This is a genomic window from Streptomyces sp. CB02400 (genome assembly GCF_001905725.1).
Taxonomy (GTDB): domain Bacteria; phylum Actinomycetota; class Actinomycetes; order Streptomycetales; family Streptomycetaceae; genus Streptomyces; species Streptomyces atrovirens.
This window is the reverse complement of sequence record NZ_LIWB01000004.1, coordinates 64,056-85,520: the sequence shown is the minus strand read 5'-3', so window position 1 is coordinate 85,520 and position 21,465 is coordinate 64,056. Positions and strand designations below refer to the sequence as shown.

At 73.9% G+C, this 21,465-nt stretch carries 16 protein-coding genes; 10 read left to right on the top strand and 6 right to left on the bottom strand.

Annotated features, from left to right (window positions below):
- Positions 1-299 precede the first annotated feature (299 nt).
- Positions 300-1,166 carry an esterase/lipase family protein gene (locus AMK33_RS11295; RefSeq protein ID WP_073932676.1) on the bottom strand — a complete coding sequence of 289 codons (867 nt, stop codon included), beginning with the start codon at positions 1,164-1,166 and terminating at the stop codon, positions 300-302.
- Positions 1,167-1,579: 413 nt separating this feature from the next.
- Between AMK33_RS11295 and AMK33_RS11290 the strand changes: the two genes are divergently transcribed.
- Positions 1,580-1,996 (top strand): cobalamin B12-binding domain-containing protein, encoded by a 417-nt coding sequence (locus tag AMK33_RS11290; protein ID WP_030871236.1) that lies wholly within the window; start codon positions 1,580-1,582, stop codon positions 1,994-1,996.
- Between the two features lie 221 nt (positions 1,997-2,217).
- Here the strand turns inward: AMK33_RS11290 and AMK33_RS11285 are convergent, their stop codons facing one another.
- Together AMK33_RS11285 and AMK33_RS11280 are read right to left on the bottom strand one after the other, a co-directional pair.
- Positions 2,218-3,846, bottom strand: coding sequence for a DUF5691 domain-containing protein (locus tag AMK33_RS11285; RefSeq protein WP_073932675.1), 1,629 nt, complete (start codon positions 3,844-3,846; stop codon positions 2,218-2,220).
- 112 nt (positions 3,847-3,958) lie between these two features.
- A complete protein-coding gene (locus AMK33_RS11280; protein WP_073932674.1) occupies positions 3,959-5,311 on the bottom strand; it encodes an SWIM zinc finger family protein in 1,353 nt (450 codons plus the stop codon).
- Between the two features lie 132 nt (positions 5,312-5,443).
- On the opposite strand from AMK33_RS11280, the gene AMK33_RS11275 reads away from it, so the two are divergent.
- The 6 genes from AMK33_RS11275 to sucD all read left to right on the top strand — a co-directional run bounded on the left by AMK33_RS11275 (position 5,444) and on the right by sucD (position 13,914).
- Positions 5,444-6,610 carry an ATP-binding protein gene (locus AMK33_RS11275; protein WP_073932673.1) on the top strand — a complete coding sequence of 389 codons (1,167 nt, stop codon included), beginning with the start codon at positions 5,444-5,446 and terminating at the stop codon, positions 6,608-6,610.
- Positions 6,607-8,943: a DUF5682 family protein gene (locus tag AMK33_RS11270; RefSeq protein WP_073932672.1), complete on the top strand. Its 2,337-nt coding sequence runs from the start codon at positions 6,607-6,609 to the stop codon at positions 8,941-8,943. The genes AMK33_RS11275 and AMK33_RS11270 overlap by 4 nt, the downstream gene beginning before the upstream one ends.
- Positions 8,940-10,121, top strand: a complete 1,182-nt coding sequence (locus tag AMK33_RS11265; RefSeq protein ID WP_073932671.1) for a VWA domain-containing protein — start codon at positions 8,940-8,942, stop codon at positions 10,119-10,121. The genes AMK33_RS11270 and AMK33_RS11265 overlap by 4 nt, the downstream gene beginning before the upstream one ends.
- Positions 10,122-10,278: 157 nt before the next feature.
- Positions 10,279-11,298 carry a hypothetical protein gene (locus AMK33_RS11260; RefSeq protein WP_143203819.1) on the top strand — a complete coding sequence of 340 codons (1,020 nt, stop codon included), beginning with the start codon at positions 10,279-10,281 and terminating at the stop codon, positions 11,296-11,298.
- A gap of 530 nt (positions 11,299-11,828) precedes the next feature.
- Positions 11,829-13,007 carry an ADP-forming succinate--CoA ligase subunit beta gene (gene sucC / locus AMK33_RS11255; RefSeq protein ID WP_073932669.1) on the top strand — a complete coding sequence of 393 codons (1,179 nt, stop codon included), beginning with the start codon at positions 11,829-11,831 and terminating at the stop codon, positions 13,005-13,007.
- Between the two features lie 22 nt (positions 13,008-13,029).
- Positions 13,030-13,914, top strand: a complete 885-nt coding sequence (gene sucD / locus AMK33_RS11250; protein ID WP_030829714.1) for a succinate--CoA ligase subunit alpha — start codon at positions 13,030-13,032, stop codon at positions 13,912-13,914.
- 135 nt (positions 13,915-14,049) lie between these two features.
- Here the strand turns inward: sucD and AMK33_RS11245 are convergent, their stop codons facing one another.
- Positions 14,050-15,225 carry a helix-turn-helix domain-containing protein gene (locus tag AMK33_RS11245; RefSeq protein ID WP_073932668.1) on the bottom strand — a complete coding sequence of 392 codons (1,176 nt, stop codon included), beginning with the start codon at positions 15,223-15,225 and terminating at the stop codon, positions 14,050-14,052.
- A 96-nt stretch (positions 15,226-15,321) separates the two neighbouring features.
- Between AMK33_RS11245 and AMK33_RS11240 the strand changes: the two genes are divergently transcribed.
- Positions 15,322-17,292, top strand: a complete 1,971-nt coding sequence (locus AMK33_RS11240) for a cell division protein PerM (protein ID WP_235618049.1) — start codon at positions 15,322-15,324, stop codon at positions 17,290-17,292.
- Positions 17,293-17,301: 9 nt separating this feature from the next.
- On the opposite strand, the gene AMK33_RS11235 is transcribed toward AMK33_RS11240, so the two are convergent.
- On the bottom strand, positions 17,302-18,066 hold the full coding sequence (locus AMK33_RS11235) for a hypothetical protein (protein ID WP_073932667.1): 765 nt from the start codon (positions 18,064-18,066) through the stop codon (positions 17,302-17,304).
- A 374-nt stretch (positions 18,067-18,440) separates the two neighbouring features.
- Between AMK33_RS11235 and purN the strand changes: the two genes are divergently transcribed.
- Positions 18,441-19,079 (top strand): phosphoribosylglycinamide formyltransferase, encoded by a 639-nt coding sequence (gene purN, locus AMK33_RS11230; RefSeq protein WP_073932666.1) that lies wholly within the window; start codon positions 18,441-18,443, stop codon positions 19,077-19,079.
- Positions 19,076-20,638 (top strand): bifunctional phosphoribosylaminoimidazolecarboxamide formyltransferase/IMP cyclohydrolase, encoded by a 1,563-nt coding sequence (gene purH, locus AMK33_RS11225; protein ID WP_073932665.1) that lies wholly within the window; start codon positions 19,076-19,078, stop codon positions 20,636-20,638. Before purN ends, purH begins: the two co-directional genes overlap by 4 nt.
- A gap of 47 nt (positions 20,639-20,685) precedes the next feature.
- On the opposite strand, the gene AMK33_RS11220 is transcribed toward purH, so the two are convergent.
- On the bottom strand, positions 20,686-21,435 hold the full coding sequence (locus tag AMK33_RS11220; RefSeq protein WP_073932664.1) for an ALF repeat-containing protein: 750 nt from the start codon (positions 21,433-21,435) through the stop codon (positions 20,686-20,688).
- Positions 21,436-21,465 lie beyond the last annotated feature (30 nt).

Genomic DNA, 21,465 nt, shown 5'->3' with positions numbered 1-21,465 from the left:
TGTACCCGGCGGTATGCGGGCACGACAATCTTCCGCAGGTTTCGCGCGCGCAGGAAACGGGCAATCGGATGCCTTTTGGCGGACGGCGGGCGCGGTCTTGGCTTTTTGTTCGAGTTTTGTTCGAGGCGATGGGTGGTCGACGGCGATAAGTGGGCCGTCTCGGACCGTTGTTGTTCGGATTGCTGTCGAGGGGGGCGCGCGGTTCCGGTTGTCCTGTGGCGCCGGTGCCGGGCGTGTCGCGCTCGGGCGGCGGCCAGGTCGCGGTCAGGCCACCGTCAGGCCTTCCGGGCGGCCGGTCGTCAAGCCACCGTCAGGCCTTCCGGGCGGCCGGTGGACGGCTCCCCGGGGTGCGCCGTGTCCAGGGCCTGCCGTATGCGGGTCGCCACGGCCGGGTGCACGGGCAGGGCGAGATGGCCCACGCCGCTCACCCGTACGTTCACCGACGTCAGGTCGGGGTGCTCGACGCACGCCGACTCCAGCGGGTCCATGATGTGGTCGAGGTCGCTCCAGAAGGCGACGAAGCGCGTGCGGCAGCCCGGCGCGGGCTGGGTGAGCTCCTCGAGCACCGGTGAGCCGGGGCGCATCTGGCGCACGATGGGGTGCGCGTTTGCCAGCGGTGCGACGCGTGTGCCGGAGTGCGGGGTGCCGAGCGTGACGAGCGTCCGCACGCGGGTGTCACCGCCCAGTCGCTGCACGTAGTACCGCGCGATGAGCCCGCCGAGGCTGTGCCCGACCACATCGACCCGGCGGCTGCCCGTGCGTTCGCACACCTGCTCTATGTGGCGGCCGAGCAGTTCGGCCGCGATGCGGATGTCGCAGGTCAGCGGCGAGTAGTTGAGCGACTCGATCTGCTGCCTGCCGTGCTGGGCGAGGCTGCGGCGCAGCAGGACGAAGACCGACCGGTTGTCGATGAAGCCGTGCAGCAGCACCACCGGGGGCTTGGCCTCCGCCGGTAGCTGTGCGGTGCCGTCCGGGGAGGGCAGCGCGGGGCGCGCGCCCCGGCGCTCCTGGACGATGCCGGCGGGATAGAGCAGGAGGTGGCCCGCCAGGATCGCCAGCTCCAGGGCGGTCGCCTTCAGCAGGGTCAGGGAGAGATCCGCCAGCCGGGTCGGCAGAAGACGCCGGCAGAGCGGCAGGAAGGGGAGAGCTGTCTCGGTGACCTTCATGGCCGACCTCCTGTCGGCACGCGGGAGGACAGCCCTGTCCCCCGTGTGCCCTCATGGGAAATCGCTGTGAGAGCGGTCGACGGTGCGCGCGTGCGATGCGTGGAGGGGGCGCGGCGGTACGGCGGCCTCGGTGCGAATCCCTTGTGCGCATGTTCCCACCGCTGCCCGAGTGGTGCACGGGCGTGCGGTGCGCGGGGCCCGGAGCCCGGGAACGCTGCGCGGTGAACGTGTCCCTCCGTGTGATTTGCCCCTCGCTGTGCACCGTGAAACTGCCGGTTGCGGGATGCTGGAGATAACGTTCGTTCACTTCCCCGGCCGGTTCGGGCCGGGGTGCCCGGGCGATGTGTACGGCATGACGGATGTGTGCGGTACTTGTCGGCAGGGATGGATGTAGTCGCTTCATGGAGGCAGTGATGGGTGTGGCAGCCGGTCCGATCCGCGTGGTGGTGGCCAAGCCGGGGCTCGACGGCCACGATCGCGGGGCCAAGGTGATCGCGCGGGCGCTGCGCGATGCCGGTATGGAGGTGATCTACACCGGGCTTCACCAGACCCCCGAGCAGATCGTCGACACCGCGATCCAGGAGGACGCCGACGCGATCGGTCTGTCCATCCTCTCCGGGGCGCACAACACGCTTTTCGCGGCGGTGATCGAGCTGCTGGCGCAGCGGGACGCGGCGGACATCCTGGTCTTCGGGGGCGGGATCATTCCCGAGGCGGACATCGCTCCGCTGAAGGAGAAGGGTGTCGCGGAGATCTTCACGCCGGGGGCGACCACGGCGTCCATCGTGGACTGGGTGCGGGCGAACGTGCGGCAGCCTGCGGAGGCGTAGGTCGCGTTCGTGGCGCCTCGCCGGGACCTCAGCTCCGACGCCCCGGAGTTGGCGCGGGGCGGGGGTGGGTCGCGCTGCCCGGCGCCGGCGGGGTGCCGTCGCGCCCACCCTCCCCCACTCTCGGCTCCGCTCGAGCGGGGGGACCCCCATCGCCCCAGCGGCACGACTGCCCGCGGTGGACGACGCGGTGCGGCTGCCCGCGGAGGTGTGACCGGGGGCGGTCACGGAGTGGGTGGGGTCAGTTCTGTGAGGATGGTCGCGCGTAGGTGCAGGGTGGTGACCAGGCGTTGGAAGGCTTCCGACCAGTAGCCTCCGGCTCCGGGTGACGCGTTCTCCGGCTCGTCCGGTATCGCCAGGAGCGCGTCGAGGCGGCCGGCCTCGGACGGGTCGAGGCAGCGTTCGGCCAGGCCCATGACTCCGCTGAAACTCCATGGATAACTCCCTGCGTCACGCGCGATGTCGAGCGCGTCGACCACCGCCCGTCCGACCGGCGCCGCCCAGGGCACGGCACACACCCCGAGCAGCTGGAACGCCTCGGACAGGCCGTGCGTCTCGATGAATCCGGCCACCCACTCGGCCCGTTCGGCGGCGCCCAGCGTGCCGAGCAGCTTGGCGCGTTCGGCCAGGGACACCGCCCCCGGACCGCCCGCCTCCGGCGCGGAGGGCTCCCCGAGCAGCGCCCGGGACCACGCCGCGTCGCGCTGCCGCACCGCCGCCCGGCACCAGGCCGCGTGCAGTTCGCCCTGCCAGTCGTCCGCCACCGGCAGCGCCACGATCTCCCGCGGCGTACGCCCGCCGAGCCGCCGCGACCAGCTTCCCAGGGGCGCCGCCTCCACCAACTGGCCGAGCCACCAGGACCGTTCGCCCCGGCCCGCCGGGGCTCTGGCCACCACGCCGTCGCGTTCCATGCCCGCGTCGCACTCGTGCGGCGCCTCGACGGCGATCGTCGGCGTGTCCCGCGTATGGTCGACGGCCACACACGACCCGGCCCGGACCGCCATGCGTTCCGCCAGCGCGGAGCCGGGCAGCGCCGACAGCAGCTCCGCGGCCGTCGCCCGTACGTTGCGGCTGCGGTCGGCCAGGGCCTGCTCCAGGAAGGGCTCGTCGTCCGGGCCGAGTCCGGTGCGCAGCGAGTCCAGGAACATCAGGCGGTCCTCCGCCCGCTCCGTCGCCCAGCTCTCCGCGAGGAGTTCCCGCGCGGTGGCCGGCTTGCGGGAGCGGAGGGCGGTGAGGAGGGCGACCCGTTCGGCGAAGAGGCCCTCCTGCCAGAACCGCCGTATGCCCTCCGTGTCGTGGAGGCGGGGCACGGACGTGCCCCCGCCCGGTGTGGAACGCAGGGCGAACCGCCAGTCCGGGTTGAACCGGGCCAGCCACAGGGCGCGCGGCCCCGCGAACCGCAGCGCCGCCGGACGCAGGTCGGTCCGTCCCCGCGCGGCGTCGAGCAGGGCGGGCAGCGCGGCCGGGGGCGCCGCGAAACCGCGGGCGTTCGCCGCCGCCAGCCACTGGGGCAGCAGCTCGATGAGGTCCGGAGCCGCGCCCCGGCGGCCACCGCCCGCGGCGCCGGGACGGTCGGCGAGCAGCATCGTGAGCCGGCGCGCGGCGGCGGACGGCAGTGGAGGGCGCGGGTCCTCGGGGGCCGGCCGCGGACGCTCCGCGGCCGGCGCGGGCCGCAGCCCGGCGCGTCGCCGTACGGTCGCCACGGCCGCCGCGTCCAGCAGGGCCGACGGCGCGTCCGGCCCGGGCGCGGAGCCCGCCGGTGTGCGCCGGTCCGTGCCCAGCAGGGCCGTGGTCACCAGCTCCTCCCAGGAATCCGGGAGAGGCGCGTCCACGGCGGTGGTCGTCCTGCTCATGAGCTTCCTTTCCGACGGGCGTCCCGGCACGGTCGAAGACTCACACGCGCCGAGTGTCCAGTGATGTCCGAAAGATTCCTGGGGTGGACGGGAACGGGGATGAGCGCCCCGCTCAGCACAGCGGCACCGCCTCACCGGGCCCCTCCGGCCATACCGCCAACGGAGTGAATCCCTGGTGGCCGCACTCGCCGAAGACCCTGACCGGGGCGCCGCCGGACAAGGCGACCAGACGCCACAGACCGGGGCGGGACCGCGCGGCCGGAGTGAGCGGCAGGGCCGCGTCCTCGTCGGCGTCGGCCAGCTGCCAGCCGTCACCGTCCGGAGCCGGTATCACCCGGTCCAGCGTCACCGGGACCGAGTCCAGCCAGGGGTCGTCGCGCAGCGCCTCGCCGTAGCGGGCGACCGCCCGGGCCGTCGTCGTCCCCGGTGGCCGTACGTCCGTCGGCGTGGGCGGCGCGAACCGCTCGCCCAGGGCCATCCGCGGCTGTCCCGCGCCCGGGTACGCGGACAGCTCCGCGTCGAGGGCCGGCCCGACCGGCAGCGAGAGCTCCGGGGCGCGGCCCGCCGCACCGTAGGAGAGGAGCAGCGCCGTACGCCCCGAGTCCGTGCCGTACAGCCAGATACGGCGGGTCGTCAGACGGCTGTCCGCCGTGTCGTACTGGGCGAGGACCAGCCAGCGGTCCCGTATCGCCGGGCCGTCCGCCGACGCGGGCAGACCGACACGGGACCGGACCGTCGCGGCCAGGCCCTCCGGCAGCCGCTCCCGGCGCAGCCAGCCCCGGCCGAGGAGGTGGAGCAGCGCGCACTCCTCCAGCAGCCGCACCGGCCGGTCCGGCCCGGTGCCCGCGAGCGCCCCCAGCTCCCGCACCCGGGCGGCCAGCCCCGGCGCCTGGGCGTCGACCATGCGGGCCGCGGTCTCCTCCCACAGCCCGTACCCCGACTGCTCGGCCGCCGCCAGGCCGCCGCGGAGCAGATCCGCCAGGCGCTGCTCCAGCTCCACCGCGCCCGCCGTCACCCGCTCGGCCCGGCGCTCCGCCCTGCGCCGCGCCGCCTCCGGACCGGCGGAACCCGAGGAGCCCGAGGTGCCCGCGGTCCGCTTCTCTTCCGTACGTGTGCGCCGGCCCGCGATCCACTGCTCGGCCCATTCCGGCGCTTCTCCCCGCGGCACCGCCCCGTCCCCGCCCGACCAGAGCAGCAGCAGACCGAGCGCGTGCTTGCACGGGAACTTACGGCTCGGACAACTGCAGTGGCAGGCGGGCCCGGAGGCGTCCGCGATGTCGACGACCGTCCGGTACGGAGTGCTCCCACCGCCTTCGCACAGCCCCCACACCGTCCCCTCGCCCGAACTGCCGGTCCCGGACCACGGACCGGCCGCGCCGAGTCTGCTCCCCGCCGTGCGTGACGCGGGGTCAGGCGCCAGTGCCAGTACCTGGTCCGCGGTCCAGCGCACCCCCTGCTGAGTCATGCCACCGAAACTAGATCCCGGCACTGACAATCGCCCCGGCGAGCGCGTTCGTGCAGGTCAGAGCGATTGTCAGTGGCGTGGTGCACGGTTGGTGGCAGATCCGAACCGGCCGAGCTGGAGGGGGACTCCGCCATGACTGTGTCCGTTGGACCGACGCCCGTCGACCCGACGCGGAACGGCTCCGCGCCCGCGAACGCCGTACCCGCGACCGCGTCGCCCGCGCAGACGCTGCGCCCGCACGCCGAGGACGCCTTCGCCGCCGAACTCGCCGCGCTGGCGGCGCAGGACGACCGTCCCCGCCCCGCCCGCTGGCGGCTGTCACCGTGGGCCGTCGCCACCTACCTGCTCGGCGGCACGCTGCCGGACGGCACGGTCATCACGCCGAAGTACATCGGTCCGCGCCGCATCGTCGAGGTCGCGGTGTCCACCCTCGCCACCGACCGCGCCCTGCTCCTGCTCGGCGTGCCCGGCACCGCCAAGACCTGGGTCTCCGAGCACCTGGCCGCCGCGGTCAGCGGCGACTCCACCCTGCTCGTGCAAGGCACGGCCGGCACCCCGGAGGAGGCCATCCGCTACGGCTGGAACTACGCCCGGCTGCTCGCCCACGGCCCCAGCCGCGACGCCCTCGTGCCCAGCCCGGTGATGCGGGCCATGGCGGAGGGCACGACGGCCCGCGTCGAGGAGCTGACCCGCATCCCGGCCGACGTCCAGGACTCGCTGATCACCCTCCTGTCGGAGAAGACGCTGCCGATACCGGAGCTGGGCCAGGAGGTGCAGGCGGTCCGCGGCTTCAACCTGATCGCCACGGCCAACGACCGCGACCGCGGGGTCAACGACCTGTCCAGCGCCCTGCGCCGCCGCTTCAACACCGTGGTGCTGCCGCTGCCGGAGACCCCGGAGGCGGAGGTCGACATCGTCTCGCGCCGGGTCGACCAGATCGGCCGCTCCCTCGACCTGCCGGCCGTGCCCGACGGCATCGACGAGATCCGCCGGGTCGTCACCGTCTTCCGCGAGCTGCGCGACGGGGTCACCGCCGACGGCCGTACGAAGCTCAAGTCGCCCAGCGGCACCCTGTCGACCGCCGAGGCGATCTCCGTCGTCACGGGCGGGCTGGCGCTCGCCGCCCACTTCGGCGACGGCGTGCTGCGGGCCGGGGACGTCGCCGCGGGCATCCTCGGCGCGGTCGTCCGCGACCCGGCGGCGGACCGCGTCGTCTGGCAGGAGTACCTGGAGACCGTGGTCCGCGAGCGCGACGGCTGGAAGGACTTCTACCGGGCCTGCCGGGAGGTCAGTGGATGAACGGCGGGAAGGCGGACACCGCGGGGCCGCTGCTGCTCGGCGTGCGGCATCACGGGCCGGGGTCCGCGCGGGCCGTGCGGGCGGTGCTGGAGGAGGCCCGGCCGGACGCCGTGCTGATCGAAGGCCCGCCGGAGGCGGACGCGCTGGTCCCGCTCGCCGCCGAGGAGGACATGCGACCGCCCGTCGCGCTGCTCGCCCACGCGGTGGACGAACCCGGCCGCTCGGCCTTCTGGCCGCTGGCCGAGTTCTCCCCGGAGTGGGTCGCGCTCCGCTGGGCGCTGGAGCACAAGGTCCCGGCCCGGTTCATCGACCTGCCGGCCACGCACACCCTGGCCTGGGAGGACGACGAGGGCCCCGACCCCGGCGCGGGCGACGACGTGCGGGTCGACCCCCTGGGGGCACTCGCCGAAGCCGCCGGGTACGACGACGCCGAGCGGTGGTGGGAGGACGTCGTCGAGCACCGGGGCGTGGGCGAGGGGGACGCGATGGCGTCGTTCACCGCGCTCGAGGAGGCCATGACCGCGCTGCGGGAGGAGTACGGAAACGGGGGACACCGGCGGGACCTCGTGCGCGAGGCGCACATGCGGCTGCGGATCCGGGCGGCGCGGCGGGAGTTCGAGGACGGCGTGGCCGTGGTCTGCGGGGCCTGGCACGTGCCGGCGCTGCGGCGGAAGGCCACCGTCGCCGCCGACCGTGCCCTGCTGAAAGGGCTGCCCAAGGTGAAGACGGACATGACCTGGGTGCCCTGGACCCACCGCAGACTCTCCCGGACGAGCGGCTACGGCGCGGGCATCGACTCCCCGGGCTGGTACGGGCATCTGTTCGGCGCCCCCGACCGGCCGGTCGAGCGGTGGCTGACCGAGGTGGCCGGGCTGCTGCGGGCCGAGGACCGGATCGTCTCCCCCGCGCACGTCATCGAGGCCGTACGGCTGGCGGAGACCCTCGCCGTGCTGCGCGGACGTCCGCTGCCCGGCCTGAGCGAGACGACCGACGCCGTACGGGCGGTGATGTGCGAGGGCTCCGACGTGCCGCTGGCACTGGTGCACGACCGGCTGGTCGTCGGCGACGTGCTCGGGGAGGTACCGGCGACGGCCCCCGCCGTGCCGTTGCAGCGGGACCTCGCGCGGATCCAGCGCCGGCTGCGGCTGAAACCCGAGGCCGGGGAGCGGGAGCTGGAGCTCGACCTGCGCAAGGAGACCGACGCGGAGCGCGGCAGACTGCTGCACCGGCTGCGGCTGCTCGGCATCGGCTGGGGGGAGCCGGCCGCCGCACGCGGCGGCACGGGGACCTTCCGGGAGACCTGGCGGCTGCGCTGGGAGCCCGAGCTGTCCGTGCGGGTCGCCGAGGCCGGGGTCTGGGGGACGACCGTACTCGCCGCCGCGACCGCCAGGGCGGAGGCGGACGCCGTCGGCGCGCGGGGCCTCGCCGAGGTCACCGGGCTCGCCGAGCACTGCCTGCTGGCCGCACTGCCCGAGGCGCTGCCCACGGTGATGCGGATCCTCACCGACCGCGCGGCCCTCGACACGGACGTCGGCCATCTCGCCCAGGCGCTGCCCGCCCTGGTCCGCTCGCTGCGCTACGGCGACGTACGCGGCACCGACACCGCGGCGCTGGCCGAGGTCGCCGCCGGTCTCGCCGAGCGGGTCTTCGTCGGACTACCCCCGGCCTGCGCGGCGCTGGACGCGGACGCCGCCGAGGAGATGCGGCGCCATGTCGACGCGGTGCACGGCGCGGTGGGTCTCCTCGGCGACGCCCCCGCACCGGGCCACGGGAAGCTGCGCGCCCGCTGGCAGTCGGTGCTGCGGGCCCTGTCCGCACGGGACACCGTGCCCGGCGTCATACGAGGGCGGTCCGTGCGGCTGCTGCTGGACGACGGGGAGCTGGCGCAGGACGAGGCGGCGCGGCTCATGGGGCTCGTGCTGTCGCCGGGCACGCCGCCGGCGGACGCGGCCGCCTGGATCGAGGGCTTCGTCGGCGGCGGCTCGGGCGGCGGACTGCTCCTGGTCCACGACGAGCGGCTGCTCGGGCTGGTCGACACCTGGCTGACGGGCGTACCGGCGGAGGCGTTCACGGACGTACTGCCACTGCTGCGACGGACGTTCTCGGCGTACGAGCCGGGGGTGCGGCGCACCCTCGGTGAACTGGTCCGGCGCGGACCGGGGACACGCGGGAGCACGGCGACCGCGGTGTCCGGCACCCCCGGCTTCGCCCCCGATCCCGACACCGCCCGCGCGGACGCCGTGCTGCCGGTCCTGCGGCTGCTGCTCGGGCTGGACGGGGACGGCGGGGACGACGAGGGAGCGCGCGACGAACCGGCGGGGGTGACGGCATGACGGACACACAGGGCGATGCGGCCACGACGACGGACCCGGCGCGGGAGCGGCTGCGGCGCTGGCGGCTCGTGCTCGGCGGGGACCCGGCCGACGGGACCGGACACGCCCTGTCCGGGCAGGACGCCGCGATGGACGGAGCGCTCGCCGCGCTCTACGGCAAGGGGGACAAACCGCAGGCGGGCCGGGACCGCTCGGCGGGGCTCGGCGCGTCGGCACCCTCGGTGGCCCGCTGGCTCGGGGACATCCGGACCTACTTCCCGTCCTCCGTCGTCCAGGTCATGCAGCGCGACGCCATCGACCGGCTCGGCCTCGCCACGCTCCTGCTGGAACCGGAGATGCTGGAGGCCGTCGAGGCCGACGTCCACCTGGTCGGCACACTGCTGTCGCTGAACAAGGCGATGCCGGAGACGACGAAGGAGACGGCACGCGCGGTCGTGCGCAAGGTCGTCGAGGACCTGGAGAAGCGGCTCGCCACCCGCACCCGGGCCACCCTCACCGGCGCCCTCGACCGCAGCGCCCGCGTCAGCCGGCCACGCCACCACGACATCGACTGGAACCGCACGATCGCCGCCAACCTCAAGCACTACCTCCCGGAGCACCGGACGGTCGTGCCCGAGCGGATCGTCGGCTACGGGCGTGCCTCGCGGTCGGTGAAGAAGGAGGTCGTCCTCTGCGTCGACCAGTCCGGGTCGATGGCCGCGTCCGTCGTGTACGCGTCGGTGTTCGGGGCGGTGCTCGCCTCCATGCGGTCGATCGACACCCGGCTCGTCGTGTTCGACACGGCGGTCACCGACCTCACCGACCAGCTCGACGACCCCGTCGACGTGCTCTTCGGCACGCAGTTGGGCGGGGGCACGGACATCAACCGGGCGCTGGCGTACTGCCAGTCGCGGATCACCCGGCCGGCGGAGACGGTGGTCGTGCTGATCAGCGACCTCTACGAAGGGGGGATACGCGACGAGATGCTCAAGCGGGTGGCGGCGATGCAGGCGTCGGGGGTGCGGTTCGTGACGCTGCTCGCGCTGTCCGACGAGGGGGCGCCCGCGTACGACAGGGAGCACGCGGCGGCACTCGCCGCGCTGGGCGCACCGGCGTTCGCCTGCACACCCGATCTGTTCCCGGAGGTGATGGCGGCGGCGGTCGAGAAGCGGCCGTTGCCGATACCGGACGCGGGATGAGGAGCAAACTCGGGCCGGTGAAAACGGACATGAGTACCCATCGGTAACGGAGGGCTTGCGCAACCTCGGGAGTCGCGTGCAAGGATCGGCGCTGTTCGATTACAGGGACCCGTGAAGTGTCTTCAGCCGTCCCGCCGTCCGGGAGGACCCGCCCCCCTTGACCTGGTCAGCAGCCGTGCCCGGTGCCGCTCTGCGCGCGATGCGCACGGCGGCCGGGTGGCGTGCGGTCCGGTTGGCACTGCTGGTGGGCGCGGTGTTCGTGCTCGGCGTGCTGTGCGGGGAGCGGGCACGGGCGGCGGACGGCGGGCCGGTCGAGGGAACCTCCTCCGCCGTCGGGGCCTCCGCCGTCGGGGCCTCCACCATCGGGTCCGTCACCGTCGGGTCCGTGGTGCCGACCGGCTCGGACACCGCGCCCGACTCGAACGGTCCAGCGTCGGTCATCGAGGCCCTCACCGTGCCGCGCCCGGACGTGGCCGATCCGATCCTCCCGCTGACCGAGACCGTGGTCCGGTCCGTGGACGAGCGGGTCGTACGGCCGGTCGGGGAACTGGTCGGCACGGTGACCGGCCGACTGGACGAGGCGACGCCGGGACAGCTCCCCGCCCTGCCCGCGCTGCCGACCCTGCCCGCCCTGCCCACGCTCCCCGGCCTGGAGCAGCCCGCGCCGCTGCCGGAGCTCCCGCACCTGCCCGACGCACCGGAGCGGCCGCTCCCCGAGCCGAGCACGCCCGACCCGCAGCCGGACACCTCGACACCGCCGCCCGACGCGCCGGTGCAGGACGCCCCGGACGAGCCGAAGGGGCCGGACAGACCGTCCGGGACCCCGGGACCGGTCGCCGGCCCCGTCGCCCACGGCCCGGAGCCGGCCCGTGCCGTCGGCGCGACGCACGACGACCACGGACACCGGCCCGCGCGGGACGCCGTACAGGAAGCCGTGCGGGCCGGGGGCCCCACCCCGGCCCCCGCACCGCACGCTCCCGGCGCTCCCGCCGGTCAGCCGGACGGTACGACGGGCAGCCGCTCGGCCGTGGACCACGGCACGCCGCGGCACGGTGACGCCTGCGCCGTCACCGCGCATCACCGGCCGCCGCTCCGGCCCGTACCCGACGCCGCCGAGCGCGCCGAGGTGACCGGTGCGCGGGCCCCGTACCGGGACGTTCCGGTCTCACCCGCTTAGGGCCGGCCCCCCTCGCCGCGGACACGTGCGTGCGAGGGCGGCACGGCAGCCTGCCCGTCCGGGCACCCTCCGTGTCCCACCCGTGCCCGACCCACGGGTGACAAAGGCTCCGCGGGGCATCAGGACCCGGACAGCCGAAAGCCGTCGGTCTGTCCGGTCGGAACCTCGTGGAGGGATGGCCGGCCCCCATTGGGGTGGGGGCCGGCCACCCCGCATCCCGGAGAAACAGGGCGTTCACCGCCCCTCCGGGCTGTTCGAAAGGGCCTCACCGGGCCAACCCCAGCCCGGTGAGGCCCCTCACGCCCGGCACGCCGTGCCAGAGATGGAGGCATCATGTGACAGGTATCACCGCTCACGTGTGAGCCGCGATTTAGAGAGGTCCCCCAAGCGGAGATAACCTGCGAGACGGACATGCCGCGCGCTCGGACACCGTGTGCGCCTCCCTTGTGACACAGCGGACGTCACGTTGCCCTTCGCGGCACGCCCACGCATCCAACGAACCGCGAGATCACTGATAGGGACGGAAGCGCGTGGACCTGTTCGAGTACCAGGCGAGGGACCTCTTCGCCAAGCACGATGTACCGGTGCTGGCCGGTGAAGTCATCGACACGCCTGAGGCGGCCCGCGCAGCCACCGAGCGTCTCGGTGGCAAGTCCGTCGTCAAGGCCCAGGTGAAGGTCGGCGGCCGCGGCAAGGCCGGCGGCGTCAAGCTCGCCGCCACCACCGACGAGGCGGTCGAGCACGCGACCAACATCCTCGGCATGGACATCAAGGGCCACACGGTCCACAAGGTGATGATCGCCGAGACGGCCCCGGAGATCCTGGAGGAGTACTACGTCTCCTTCCTCCTCGACCGTGCCAACCGCACCTTCCTCTCCATCGCGTCCGTCGAGGGCGGCATGGAGATCGAGGAGGTGGCGGCCACCCGTCCGGAGGCCGTTGCCAAGACGCCGATCGACGCCAACGAGGGCGTGACCCCCGCCAAGGCCCGCGAGATCGTCGAGGCCGCGAACTTCCCGGCCGAGGTCGCCGACAAGGTCGCCGACATCCTGGTCACCCTGTGGAAGACCTTCGTCGCCGAGGACGCGCTCCTCGTCGAGGTCAACCCGCTGGCCAAGGTCGCCTCCGGTGACGTCATCGCCCTGGACGGCAAGGTCTCCCTGGACGAGAACGCCGAGTTCCGCCAGCCGGAGCACGAGGCCCTCCAGGACAAGGCCTCGGCCAACCCGCTCGAGGCGGCCGCCAAGGAGAAGAACCTCAACTACGTCAAGCTCGACGGCGAGGTCGGCATCATCGGCAACGGCGCGGGTCTCGTCATGAGCACCCTGGACGTCGTCGCCTACGCCGGTGAGGCGCACGGCGGCGTCAAGCCCGCCAACTTCCTCGACATCGGTGGTGGCGCCTCCGCCGCCGTCATGGCGAACGGCCTGGAGATCATCCTCGGCGACCCGGACGTCAAGTCCGTCTTCGTCAACGTCTTCGGCGGCATCACCGCGTGCGACGAGGTCGCCAACGGCATCGTGCAGGCGCTGCAGCTGCTCGCGGACAAGGGCGAGGAAGTCACCAAGCCCCTCGTCGTCCGCCTCGACGGCAACAACGCCGAGCTGGGTCGCAAGATCCTCTCCGACGCCAACCACCCGCTGGTGCAGCGCGTGGACACCATGGACGGCGCGGCCGACAAGGCCGCCGAGCTCGCGGCTGCGAAGTAAGGGAAGAGGGACTAAGACAGCCATGGCTATCTTCCTCAACAAGGACAGCAAGGTCATCGTCCAGGGCATGACCGGTGCCACGGGCATGAAGCACACCAAGCTCATGCTGGCCGACGGCACGAACATCGTCGGTGGCGTGAACCCGCGCAAGGCGGGCACGTCGGTCGACATCGACGGCAACGAGATCCCGGTCTTCGGCACGGTCGCCGAGGCGATGGAGAAGACGGGCGCCAACGTGTCCGTCCTCTTCGTGCCGCCGGCCTTCGCCAAGGCCGCCGTGGTCGAGGCCATCGACGCCGAGATCCCGCTCGCGGTCGTCATCACCGAGGGCATCGCGGTGCACGACTCCGCCGCCTTCTACGCGTACGCCGTGGAGAAGGGCGACAAGACCCGGATCATCGGCCCGAACTGCCCGGGTCTGATCACCCCCGGTCAGTCGAACGCCGGCATCATCCCGGGCGACATCACCAAGCCGGGCCGTATCGGCCTGGTCTCGAAGTCCGGCACGCTGACGTACCAGATGATGTACGAGCTGCGTGACATCGGCTTCTCCTCCGCCGTGGGCATCGGCGGCGACCCGGTCATCGGCACCACGCACATCGACGCGCTCGCCGCGTTCGAGGCCGACCCCGACACCGACCTGATCGTGATGATCGGTGAGATCGGCGGCGACGCCGAGGAGCGGGCCGCGGCGTTCATCAAGGAGAACGTGAAGAAGCCGGTCGTCGGCTACGTCGCGGGCTTCACCGCGCCCGAGGGCAAGACCATGGGCCACGCCGGCGCCATCGTCTCCGGCTCCTCCGGCACGGCCGCCGCGAAGAAGGAGGCCCTCGAGGCCGCCGGCGTCAAGGTCGGCAAGACCCCGACCGAGACGGCGAAGCTGGCGCGCGCGATCCTCGCCGGCTGAGTCACGGCTGATCCACAGCTCAACCACGGTTGAGCCGCAGCCGGGTCACCGGCGCGGAGCGACACCGAGCGACACCGTACGGGTGGGCCCGTTCCCCGCAGTGGGGGACGGGCCCACCGTCGTCTCCGCCCCGGGTCACCGCGCCTGCGGCGCCAGCCGTTCCGGTCCCCGCGGCAGCTCCTCCCGCAGCCGGTCGCGCAGCTCCCGATCGTCCTCCGAGAGGGGCCCGGGTGCCACCCGCGGCGGAACGCCCCGCACCGTCTCGCCCGGCGGCACCGGTGGCTCGTAGCCGGTCGGGGCCGTGCGCAGGGTGAGCGCCGTGGTGCCGATCAGCGCGACCGTGAACGCGACGGCGGCCCGGGCCCAGAACCGGGCCCGGCGCTCGCTGCCGCCGCGCACCACCGGCGGCTCGGCCGCCCGCAGCCGCCCGGTGAAGGCCAGCTCGGCCAGCCGCCGGTGCAGCTCGTCCGGGTCCGACAGTTCCGGGAGCCGGGCGGCGACGGTCTCGCGCGCGTACGTCAGCCGGCCGGCCGTCGCCCGGGTGCTGGCCTCCGTCTCCGCCGCCGTCTCGGGCAGGCCGAGGCCGAGGCCGTCGTACAGCAGGAGCGTGCGGCGGTACGGCGGCGGCAGGCGCAGCAGCGTCTCCAGGAGCGCCCGGTCGTCCTCGTCGGGGGGCGGCGGTTCGGGCTGCCGGTGGCGGCGGCGGTACCGGTGCCACGGGGAGAGCGCCCACTCGTACGCCGCCGCGCGCACCCAGCCGGCCGGGTCCGGGTCCCGGGCCACCTCGGGCCAGCGGTCCCAGGCGAGCTGGAAGGCCCGCTCCACGGACTCGCGGGCGAGTGCGCGGCGGCCGGTGAGCAGATAGGTCTGCCGGACGAGGGCGGGGGCGCAGAAGGAGTACAGGGCGTCGAAGGCCTGAGCGGGCGTCAGGCGTTCCGCACGGGAGGCGGACGACGGCGGGGGCGCCTGCGCGAACGCGGAGGGTTCCGGCGCGACCGCGCCGAGACGGCCGTCGCCGCCCGGTTTCTCCAGGCGCATCGTCGTCACCACCGCCGCGGCCTCCTCCTGACGAACGGGGACGGACTCCCGGGTCCCGTCGGCGGCGGCCCCTTCCGCCAAGCCGGCCAGCAGCTTCGCGTACGCCTCCCGGTTCCGGCCGCGCGGTGTGCTGCGGCCGGACTCCCACGCACGCACCGTCTCGGGCCGGACGCCCACACGTTCCGCGAGCTGACGCCGCGTCAGCGAGGCCGCCGCGCGCAGGCGTCGGCGTTCGTCGGGTGAGGGGAGCGGGGTGACGGGGCTCCGTGTCACTGGGCGCCCCTCCGTCCAGAAAAGTACATAAACGTATATTGAGCGACACAGCCGCGCTTCGCCCGTTACACCGGGAAAGCGCGTGTCGTTGGGAGCATGGCGGACGTGACCCAGATGACCACTCGCCGTACGACGCCGGCCGCCCTGCTCACCCGCGTGCGCGACCGCTCGCCGGGGCTCGCCTCCGCCCTCCTCGGCGGCGCCCTCGCGGCCGGACTGGGGCTCGCGGCGTTCGCCGTCCTCGTGATCCTGCTGTGGATCAGCTCGCCCTACCCCGACAGCGGACCCGGCGGCGCCCTGCACATCGCGGCGGCGCTGTGGCTGCTCGCCCACGGCGCCGAACTGATCCGCACCGACACCCTCTCCGGCGTCCCCGCACCCGTGGGCGTCCCGCCGCTGCTGCTGCTCGCGCTGCCGGTGTGGCTGCTGCACCGGGCGGCCCGTGACGCGGCGGAGGGCGGCGCGGGCGGCGCCGGCGGCGAGGCCCCGCTCGTCCCCGGCCGTACGGCGTGGGCGGGCGTCCTCCTCGGCTACCTCGCCGTCGGCGTGCCCGCCGCGCTCTACTGCGCGGGCGGCGGGCTGCGGCCGGCGTGGGAGGGGACCGTCGTGTGCGTGCCGCTGGTCGCCGGACTGGCCGCGGGGGCGGGGGTGTGGACGGCGTACGGCCGTCCGAGCGGACCGCTGGAGCGGGTGCTGGGCGCGGTGCTGCCGAGGGGCGCACGCCACCTGGTCCTCGGACCGGAAGGCCGTCCCGGAGTCGTGGTGCGGGCGGCGGCGGCCGGGGTGACGGTGCTGGCCGGCGGCGGGGCGCTGCTCCTCGTGGTGTCGCTGGGATGGCACGGCGGGGAGACCCGGCAGGCGTTCCTGCGGCTGACGGAGGGCTGGTCGGGATGGCTGGCGGTGCTGCTGCTCTGCGTCACGCTGGCGCCGAACGCCGCGGTGTGGGCGGCGGCGTACGCCCTCGGCCCCGGCTTCCTCCTCGGGACCGGCACCCGGGTGACCCCGCTGTTCTCGCCGTCCACTCCACCGCTGCCGCCGTTCCCGCTGCTCGCTGCGGTGCCGGACGCGGGAACGGGGACCGCGCCGAACTGGGCGGCGGCGGCGCTGCCGGTGGCGGCCGGACTGGTGGCGGGATGGTTCGTGGGCCGGGGCGCCGCGCGGAGCGGACCGGCGCCCGCCCCGGCCTGGACCAGCGGCCGGACCGCCGGTGCGGCGGGACTGGCGGCCGTGCTGTGCGCGGCCCTGCTGTCCGTGCTCGCCGCGCTCGCGGGCGGGCCGCTGGGAGTGGCCGCGCTCTCCCGGTTCGGTCCGGTGTGGTGGCAGGTGGGAGCCGCGACACTGGCCTGGCTCACGCTGGTGGCGGTCCCCACGGCCCTGGTGGTACGAGCCTGGCGCCGCCGCCCACCCGGAGGAGAGGCGGGGGACCGGCCCCCGGGGCCGGGATCACCACGGAGCCGCCGGGTCCCGGGGGAGCAGCTCCCGAGTCCCGGATCGTCACGGGACCGTCGGGGCCTGGGGGACCGGATGTTGAGTTCCGGATCGTCACGGGACCGTCGGGGCCTGAGGAGCCGGTTTCTGGGGATCGGGTCGTCACGGGGCCGCCGGATCCCGGGGGAGCAGCTCCCGAGTCCCGGATCGTCACGGGACCGTCGGGGCCTGAGGAGCCGGTTTCTGGGGATCGGGTCGTCACGGGGCCGCCGGATCCCGGGGGACCGGATGTTGAGTCCCGGATCGTCACGGAACCGCCGAATCCCGGGGAACCGCCGAATCCCGGGGAACCGGCTTCTGGGGATCGGGTCGTCACGGGACCGACGGATCCCAGGGGACCGGCTCCCGGAGCCCGGTGCACCACGGGACCACCGCACCCCGGAGGGGGCGAAGTCGGCGCCGCCCGTACGTGGCAGGCCGGTCCCGCCCTTCCCGTGCGACGACCCCGACGAGCCGTACCTGCTCCACCACACCCGGGAACCCGCGTCCGACCTGTGGGACTGGGACATGCCGTTCGGCGTGCGGGACGCGGTCACCGCCCCCGGCGAGGAGGGCCCCACGTCCGGCGCACGGGAGTGAGAGCGGGTGTCAGCCGCCGTCCCCCAGGAGGTCGCGGAGCTGCTCCGGGAGGAGATCGCTGCAGGACTGGCGGGCCTCCTGGGTGAGGGCGTCGTTGGTGCAGGTGTAGTAGTCGCTGTAGACCAGCTGGGCCGTGAAGGACGCGGCGACCAGGGCGAGCGCCAGCGACCCCGTGACCAGTCCGCTCACCGCGGCCGTGGTCTGCGGGCGGCCCTTCGGCTCGGGCGCCGGGGTGTCCGGGTCCTGCGCGCGGGGCTTGCCGCGCAGGGCGCTGATGCCCCAGTACAGGGCGAGCGCGCCCAGCAGCAGCGCGACGTACGGCCAGCTGAACAGGCCGAAGAAGAAGGCCCACATGCCGGACAGCAGGGCGAGGCGCGCACGGCGCTGGGCCGGGTCCGTGGGGTCCCAGCGCATGCCGGGTCCCTGGGGGCCGCCGCCCTGCCCCTCGGGGCCGCGCGGGCGCTCGCCGAAACCGCCGGGGGAGCGGCCGGGCTGCCGGTCGCTCCAGTTCCGGCCCCAGGAAGAGCGGTCGCCGCCCTCCCCGCCGGACGGGTGCCTCGGCTGCCAGGGCTGGTCGGGAGTCCCCTCCGGCGGCGGCGCGAACGGATTGTCGTCCTGGGAGCCCTGGGCCCCACGGCGCCCGTCGTCGCCGCCCTCGCCCCGGGGCGCGTCGGGCGGCGAGGCGGGGCGCTCCCGCAGCAGCACGGCGCTCCGCTGCCCTCCCTGGGCGGACTGCTGGGGGAACGTGAGAAGTCGCAGGCTGCGGTCCGGCATCAAGTGAGCGTCTTCCCCTTAATGAAGCACGGCGTGGTCCGGCGTGACCGCCTGGCACGACGTATTCGACTACGACTGGGCTGGTGAACCGGTGCGTTCCCGTCGGCTCTCCGCTGCCCGGGTCCGTCATCCTGTGAACGCCCGGTGCACGGTTCGCGTTCCCACGCGCCCCGACGTTCCAGGACCGGCTCTTCCCAGACGCTACCTTCCGGCCACGCCCCCGTCCCGTGGGGGCCGCCCGGTGTGCCGGTATCGTTGCTGACGGTCGGCCGCTTCGTAGGCTTCCCCGTATCCGGGGACGCGAAGCATTCGTAGGAATATACAAAGCGCTGTGCCGCCGACCGTACAGACGCTCCCCGAGAAAGGGCCCCACCGTGGCCGCCAAGCCCGTGGCCGAGCGCGCCAGGCGTCTCGTCGTGCTGGTCTCCGGATCCGGCACCAACCTCCAGGCGCTCCTCGACGAGATCGCCGCCACCGGCGCCGAGGCGTACGGGGCCGAGGTCGTGGCCGTCGGCGCCGACCGCGAGGGCATCGAGGGGCTGGCCCGCGCCGAGCGCGCCGGGCTGCCGACCTTCGTGTGCAAGGTCAAGGACCACCCGACCCGCGAGGAGTGGGACGCGGCGCTCGCCGAGGCCGTCGCCGCCCACGAACCCGACCTCGTGGTGTCCGCGGGGTTCATGAAGATCGTGGGGAAGGAGTTCCTCGCGCGCTTCGGCGGGCGGTTCGTCAACACCCACCCCGCCCTGCTGCCCAGTTTCCCCGGAGCCCACGGCGTACGGGACGCACTCGCGTACGGCGCCAAGGTCACCGGCTGCACCGTCCACTTCGTCGACGACGGCGTCGACACCGGACCGATCATCGCGCAGGGCGTGGTGGAGGTCCGGGACGAGGACGACGAGAGCGCTCTGCACGAGCGCATCAAGGACGTCGAGCGAAGGCTGCTCGTCGAGGTCGTGGGGCTCCTCGCCCGCAACGGCTACCGCATTGAGGGACGAAAGGTAGTTATCCAGTGACCGCCGAGAGCAACAAGCGGGCCATCCGACGGGCGCTCGTCTCCGTCTACGACAAGACCGGCCTCGAGGACCTCGCGCGCGGCCTGCACGAGGCCGGCGTGGAGCTCGTCTCCACCGGGTCCACCGCCGCGAAGATCGCCGCCGCGGGCGTCCCCGTCACCAAGGTCGAGGAGCTCACCGGCTTCCCCGAGTGCCTAGACGGCCGCGTCAAGACCCTGCACCCGAAGGTCCACGCCGGCATCCTCGCCGACCTGCGCCTGGAGGACCACCAGCGGCAGCTCGCCGAGCTGGGCGTGGAGCCGTTCGACCTCGTCGTCGTGAACCTCTACCCGTTCCGCGAGACCGTCGCCTCGGGCGCCACGCCCGACGAGTGCGTGGAGCAGATCGACATCGGCGGCCCGTCGATGGTGCGCGCCGCCGCCAAGAACCACCCCTCGGTCGCCGTCGTGACCAGCCCCGCCCGCTACGGCGACGTCCTCGCCGCGGTCCAGGACGGCGGCTTCGACCTCACCACCCGCAAGCGGCTCGCCGCGGAGGCCTTCCAGCACACGGCCGCGTACGACGTGGCGGTGGCATCCTGGTTCGCCTCGTCCTACGCCCCGGTGGACGACTCGCAGTTCCCCGACTTCCTCGGCGCCACCTGGGAGCGCAAGAACACCCTGCGCTACGGAGAGAACCCGCACCAGCCCGCAGCGCTCTACGTCTCGGGCACGGGCGGCCTCGCCGAGGCGGAGCAGCTGCACGGCAAGGAGATGTCGTACAACAACTACACGGACACGGACGCCGCCCTCCGTGCCGCGTACGACCACGACATCCCGGCCGTCGCGATCATCAAGCACGCCAACCCCTGCGGCATCGCGACCGGCGCGGACGTCGCCGAGGCGCACCGCAAGGCGCACGCCTGCGACCCGGTCTCCGCGTACGGCGGTGTGATCGCGGTCAACCGTCCGGTGTCCAAGGAGATGGCCGAGCAGGTCGCGGAGATCTTCACCGAGGTCATCGTCGCGCCGGACTACGAGGAGGGCGCCCTCGACGCCCTCACCAAGAAGAAGAACATCCGCGTCCTGCGCGCCCCCGAGGCCCCCTCCGCCCCGGTCGAGGTCAAGCCGATCGACGGCGGCGCCCTGCTCCAGGTCACCGACCGCCTCCAGGCCGAGGGCGACGACCCCGCCACCTGGACGCTGGCCACCGGCGAGGCCCTGACCGAGGCGGAGCTGGCCGACCTCGCCTTCGCCTGGAAGGCGTGCCGCGCGGTGAAGTCCAACGCGATCCTGCTCGCCAAGGACGGCGCCTCCGTCGGCGTCGGCATGGGCCAGGTCAACCGCGTCGACTCCGCGAAGCTGGCGGTGGAGCGGGCGGGCGCCGAGCGCGCGGCCGGTTCCTACGCCGCCTCGGACGCGTTCTTCCCGTTCCCCGACGGCCTGGAGATCCTCACCGAGGCCGGAGTGAAGGCCGTGGTCCAGCCCGGCGGCTCGGTCCGCGACGAACTGGTCGTCGAGGCCGCGAAGAAGGCGGGCGTGACGATGTACTTCACGGGCACGCGCCACTTCTTCCACTGAGGCTCCGTCCGCCCGGCCGCTCGTGCGAGCGGCCGGGCGGAGGTGTCCTACTCGTCCACCTCGTACTGGCCGGTCTCCAGGAAGTACCGCAGCTCCTCCGGCGTACCGTCGATGACCTCTTCCGCGGCCGCGCGGAGGGCGTCGCTGATGTCCGGATCGGCCAGCATCCGCGCGACGGCCACGCGGTCGTCCTCGGCCTGCGCGAGCCGGTAGCCGGTCTCCAGCCAGGTGCGGAGCTTTTCGGGGGTGGGTGCGTCGAGGAGTGCGTAGATCTCCTGCTTGACGCGCTTTCCGGCGTAGGGCTTGCCGAGGATGGTGAAGAGGGCGACCTTGTCGTCTTCGTACTGCGCGAGCCGGTAGCCGGTGTCCAGCCAGGTGCGGAGCTTTTCGGGGGTGGGTGCGTCGAGGAGTGCGTAGATCTCCTGCTTGACGCGCTTTCCGGCGTAGGGCTTGCCGAGGATGGTGAAGAGGGCGACCTTGTCGTCTTCGTACTGCGCGAGCCGGTAGCCGGTCTTCAGGAACGTCCGCATGTCCTCCAGGGTGCCGTCCAGGGCCGCGTTGGCGTCCCGTGTGACGCGCTTGCCCGCGTAGGGCTTGCCGAGGATCGTGAGGATGGCGGCGCGGAGCTCGTGCTCTGACATCTCGTCCACCGGCGTACCGGGGTCGTCGGTGCCGGCCGCCGCTGTGGCGGCGACAGGAGCCGGCACCGAGTCCGCGGCGAACGCCGGACCGGTGAGAAGGAGGGCCGGCGTGAGCGCAGTGGCGGCCACCGCCAGAACACCGCGGGTCAGTCTCATGCGTGAACCTGCCTGTTCGGTAAGGGCTTT

Excerpts from the sequence above, each read along its gene's own strand:
- AMK33_RS11220 (WP_073932664.1), bottom strand. The coding sequence starts at position 21,435 with ATGAGACTGACCCGCGGTGTTCTGGCGGTGGCCGCCACTGCGCTCACG.
- AMK33_RS11295 (WP_073932676.1), bottom strand. The coding sequence starts at position 1,166 with ATGAAGGTCACCGAGACAGCTCTCCCCTTCCTGCCGCTCTGCCGGCGT.
- AMK33_RS11275 (WP_073932673.1), top strand. The coding sequence starts at position 5,444 with ATGACTGTGTCCGTTGGACCGACGCCCGTCGACCCGACGCGGAACGGC.
- AMK33_RS11270 (WP_073932672.1), top strand. The coding sequence starts at position 6,607 with ATGAACGGCGGGAAGGCGGACACCGCGGGGCCGCTGCTGCTCGGCGTG.
- AMK33_RS11280 (WP_073932674.1), bottom strand. The coding sequence starts at position 5,311 with ATGACTCAGCAGGGGGTGCGCTGGACCGCGGACCAGGTACTGGCACTG.
- AMK33_RS11265 (WP_073932671.1), top strand. The coding sequence starts at position 8,940 with ATGACGGACACACAGGGCGATGCGGCCACGACGACGGACCCGGCGCGG.
- AMK33_RS11240 (WP_235618049.1), top strand. The coding sequence starts at position 15,322 with ATGGCGGACGTGACCCAGATGACCACTCGCCGTACGACGCCGGCCGCC.
- AMK33_RS11285 (WP_073932675.1), bottom strand. The coding sequence starts at position 3,846 with ATGAGCAGGACGACCACCGCCGTGGACGCGCCTCTCCCGGATTCCTGG.
- AMK33_RS11235 (WP_073932667.1), bottom strand. The coding sequence starts at position 18,066 with ATGCCGGACCGCAGCCTGCGACTTCTCACGTTCCCCCAGCAGTCCGCC.
- AMK33_RS11290 (WP_030871236.1), top strand. The coding sequence starts at position 1,580 with ATGGGTGTGGCAGCCGGTCCGATCCGCGTGGTGGTGGCCAAGCCGGGG.
- sucD (WP_030829714.1), top strand. The coding sequence starts at position 13,030 with ATGGCTATCTTCCTCAACAAGGACAGCAAGGTCATCGTCCAGGGCATG.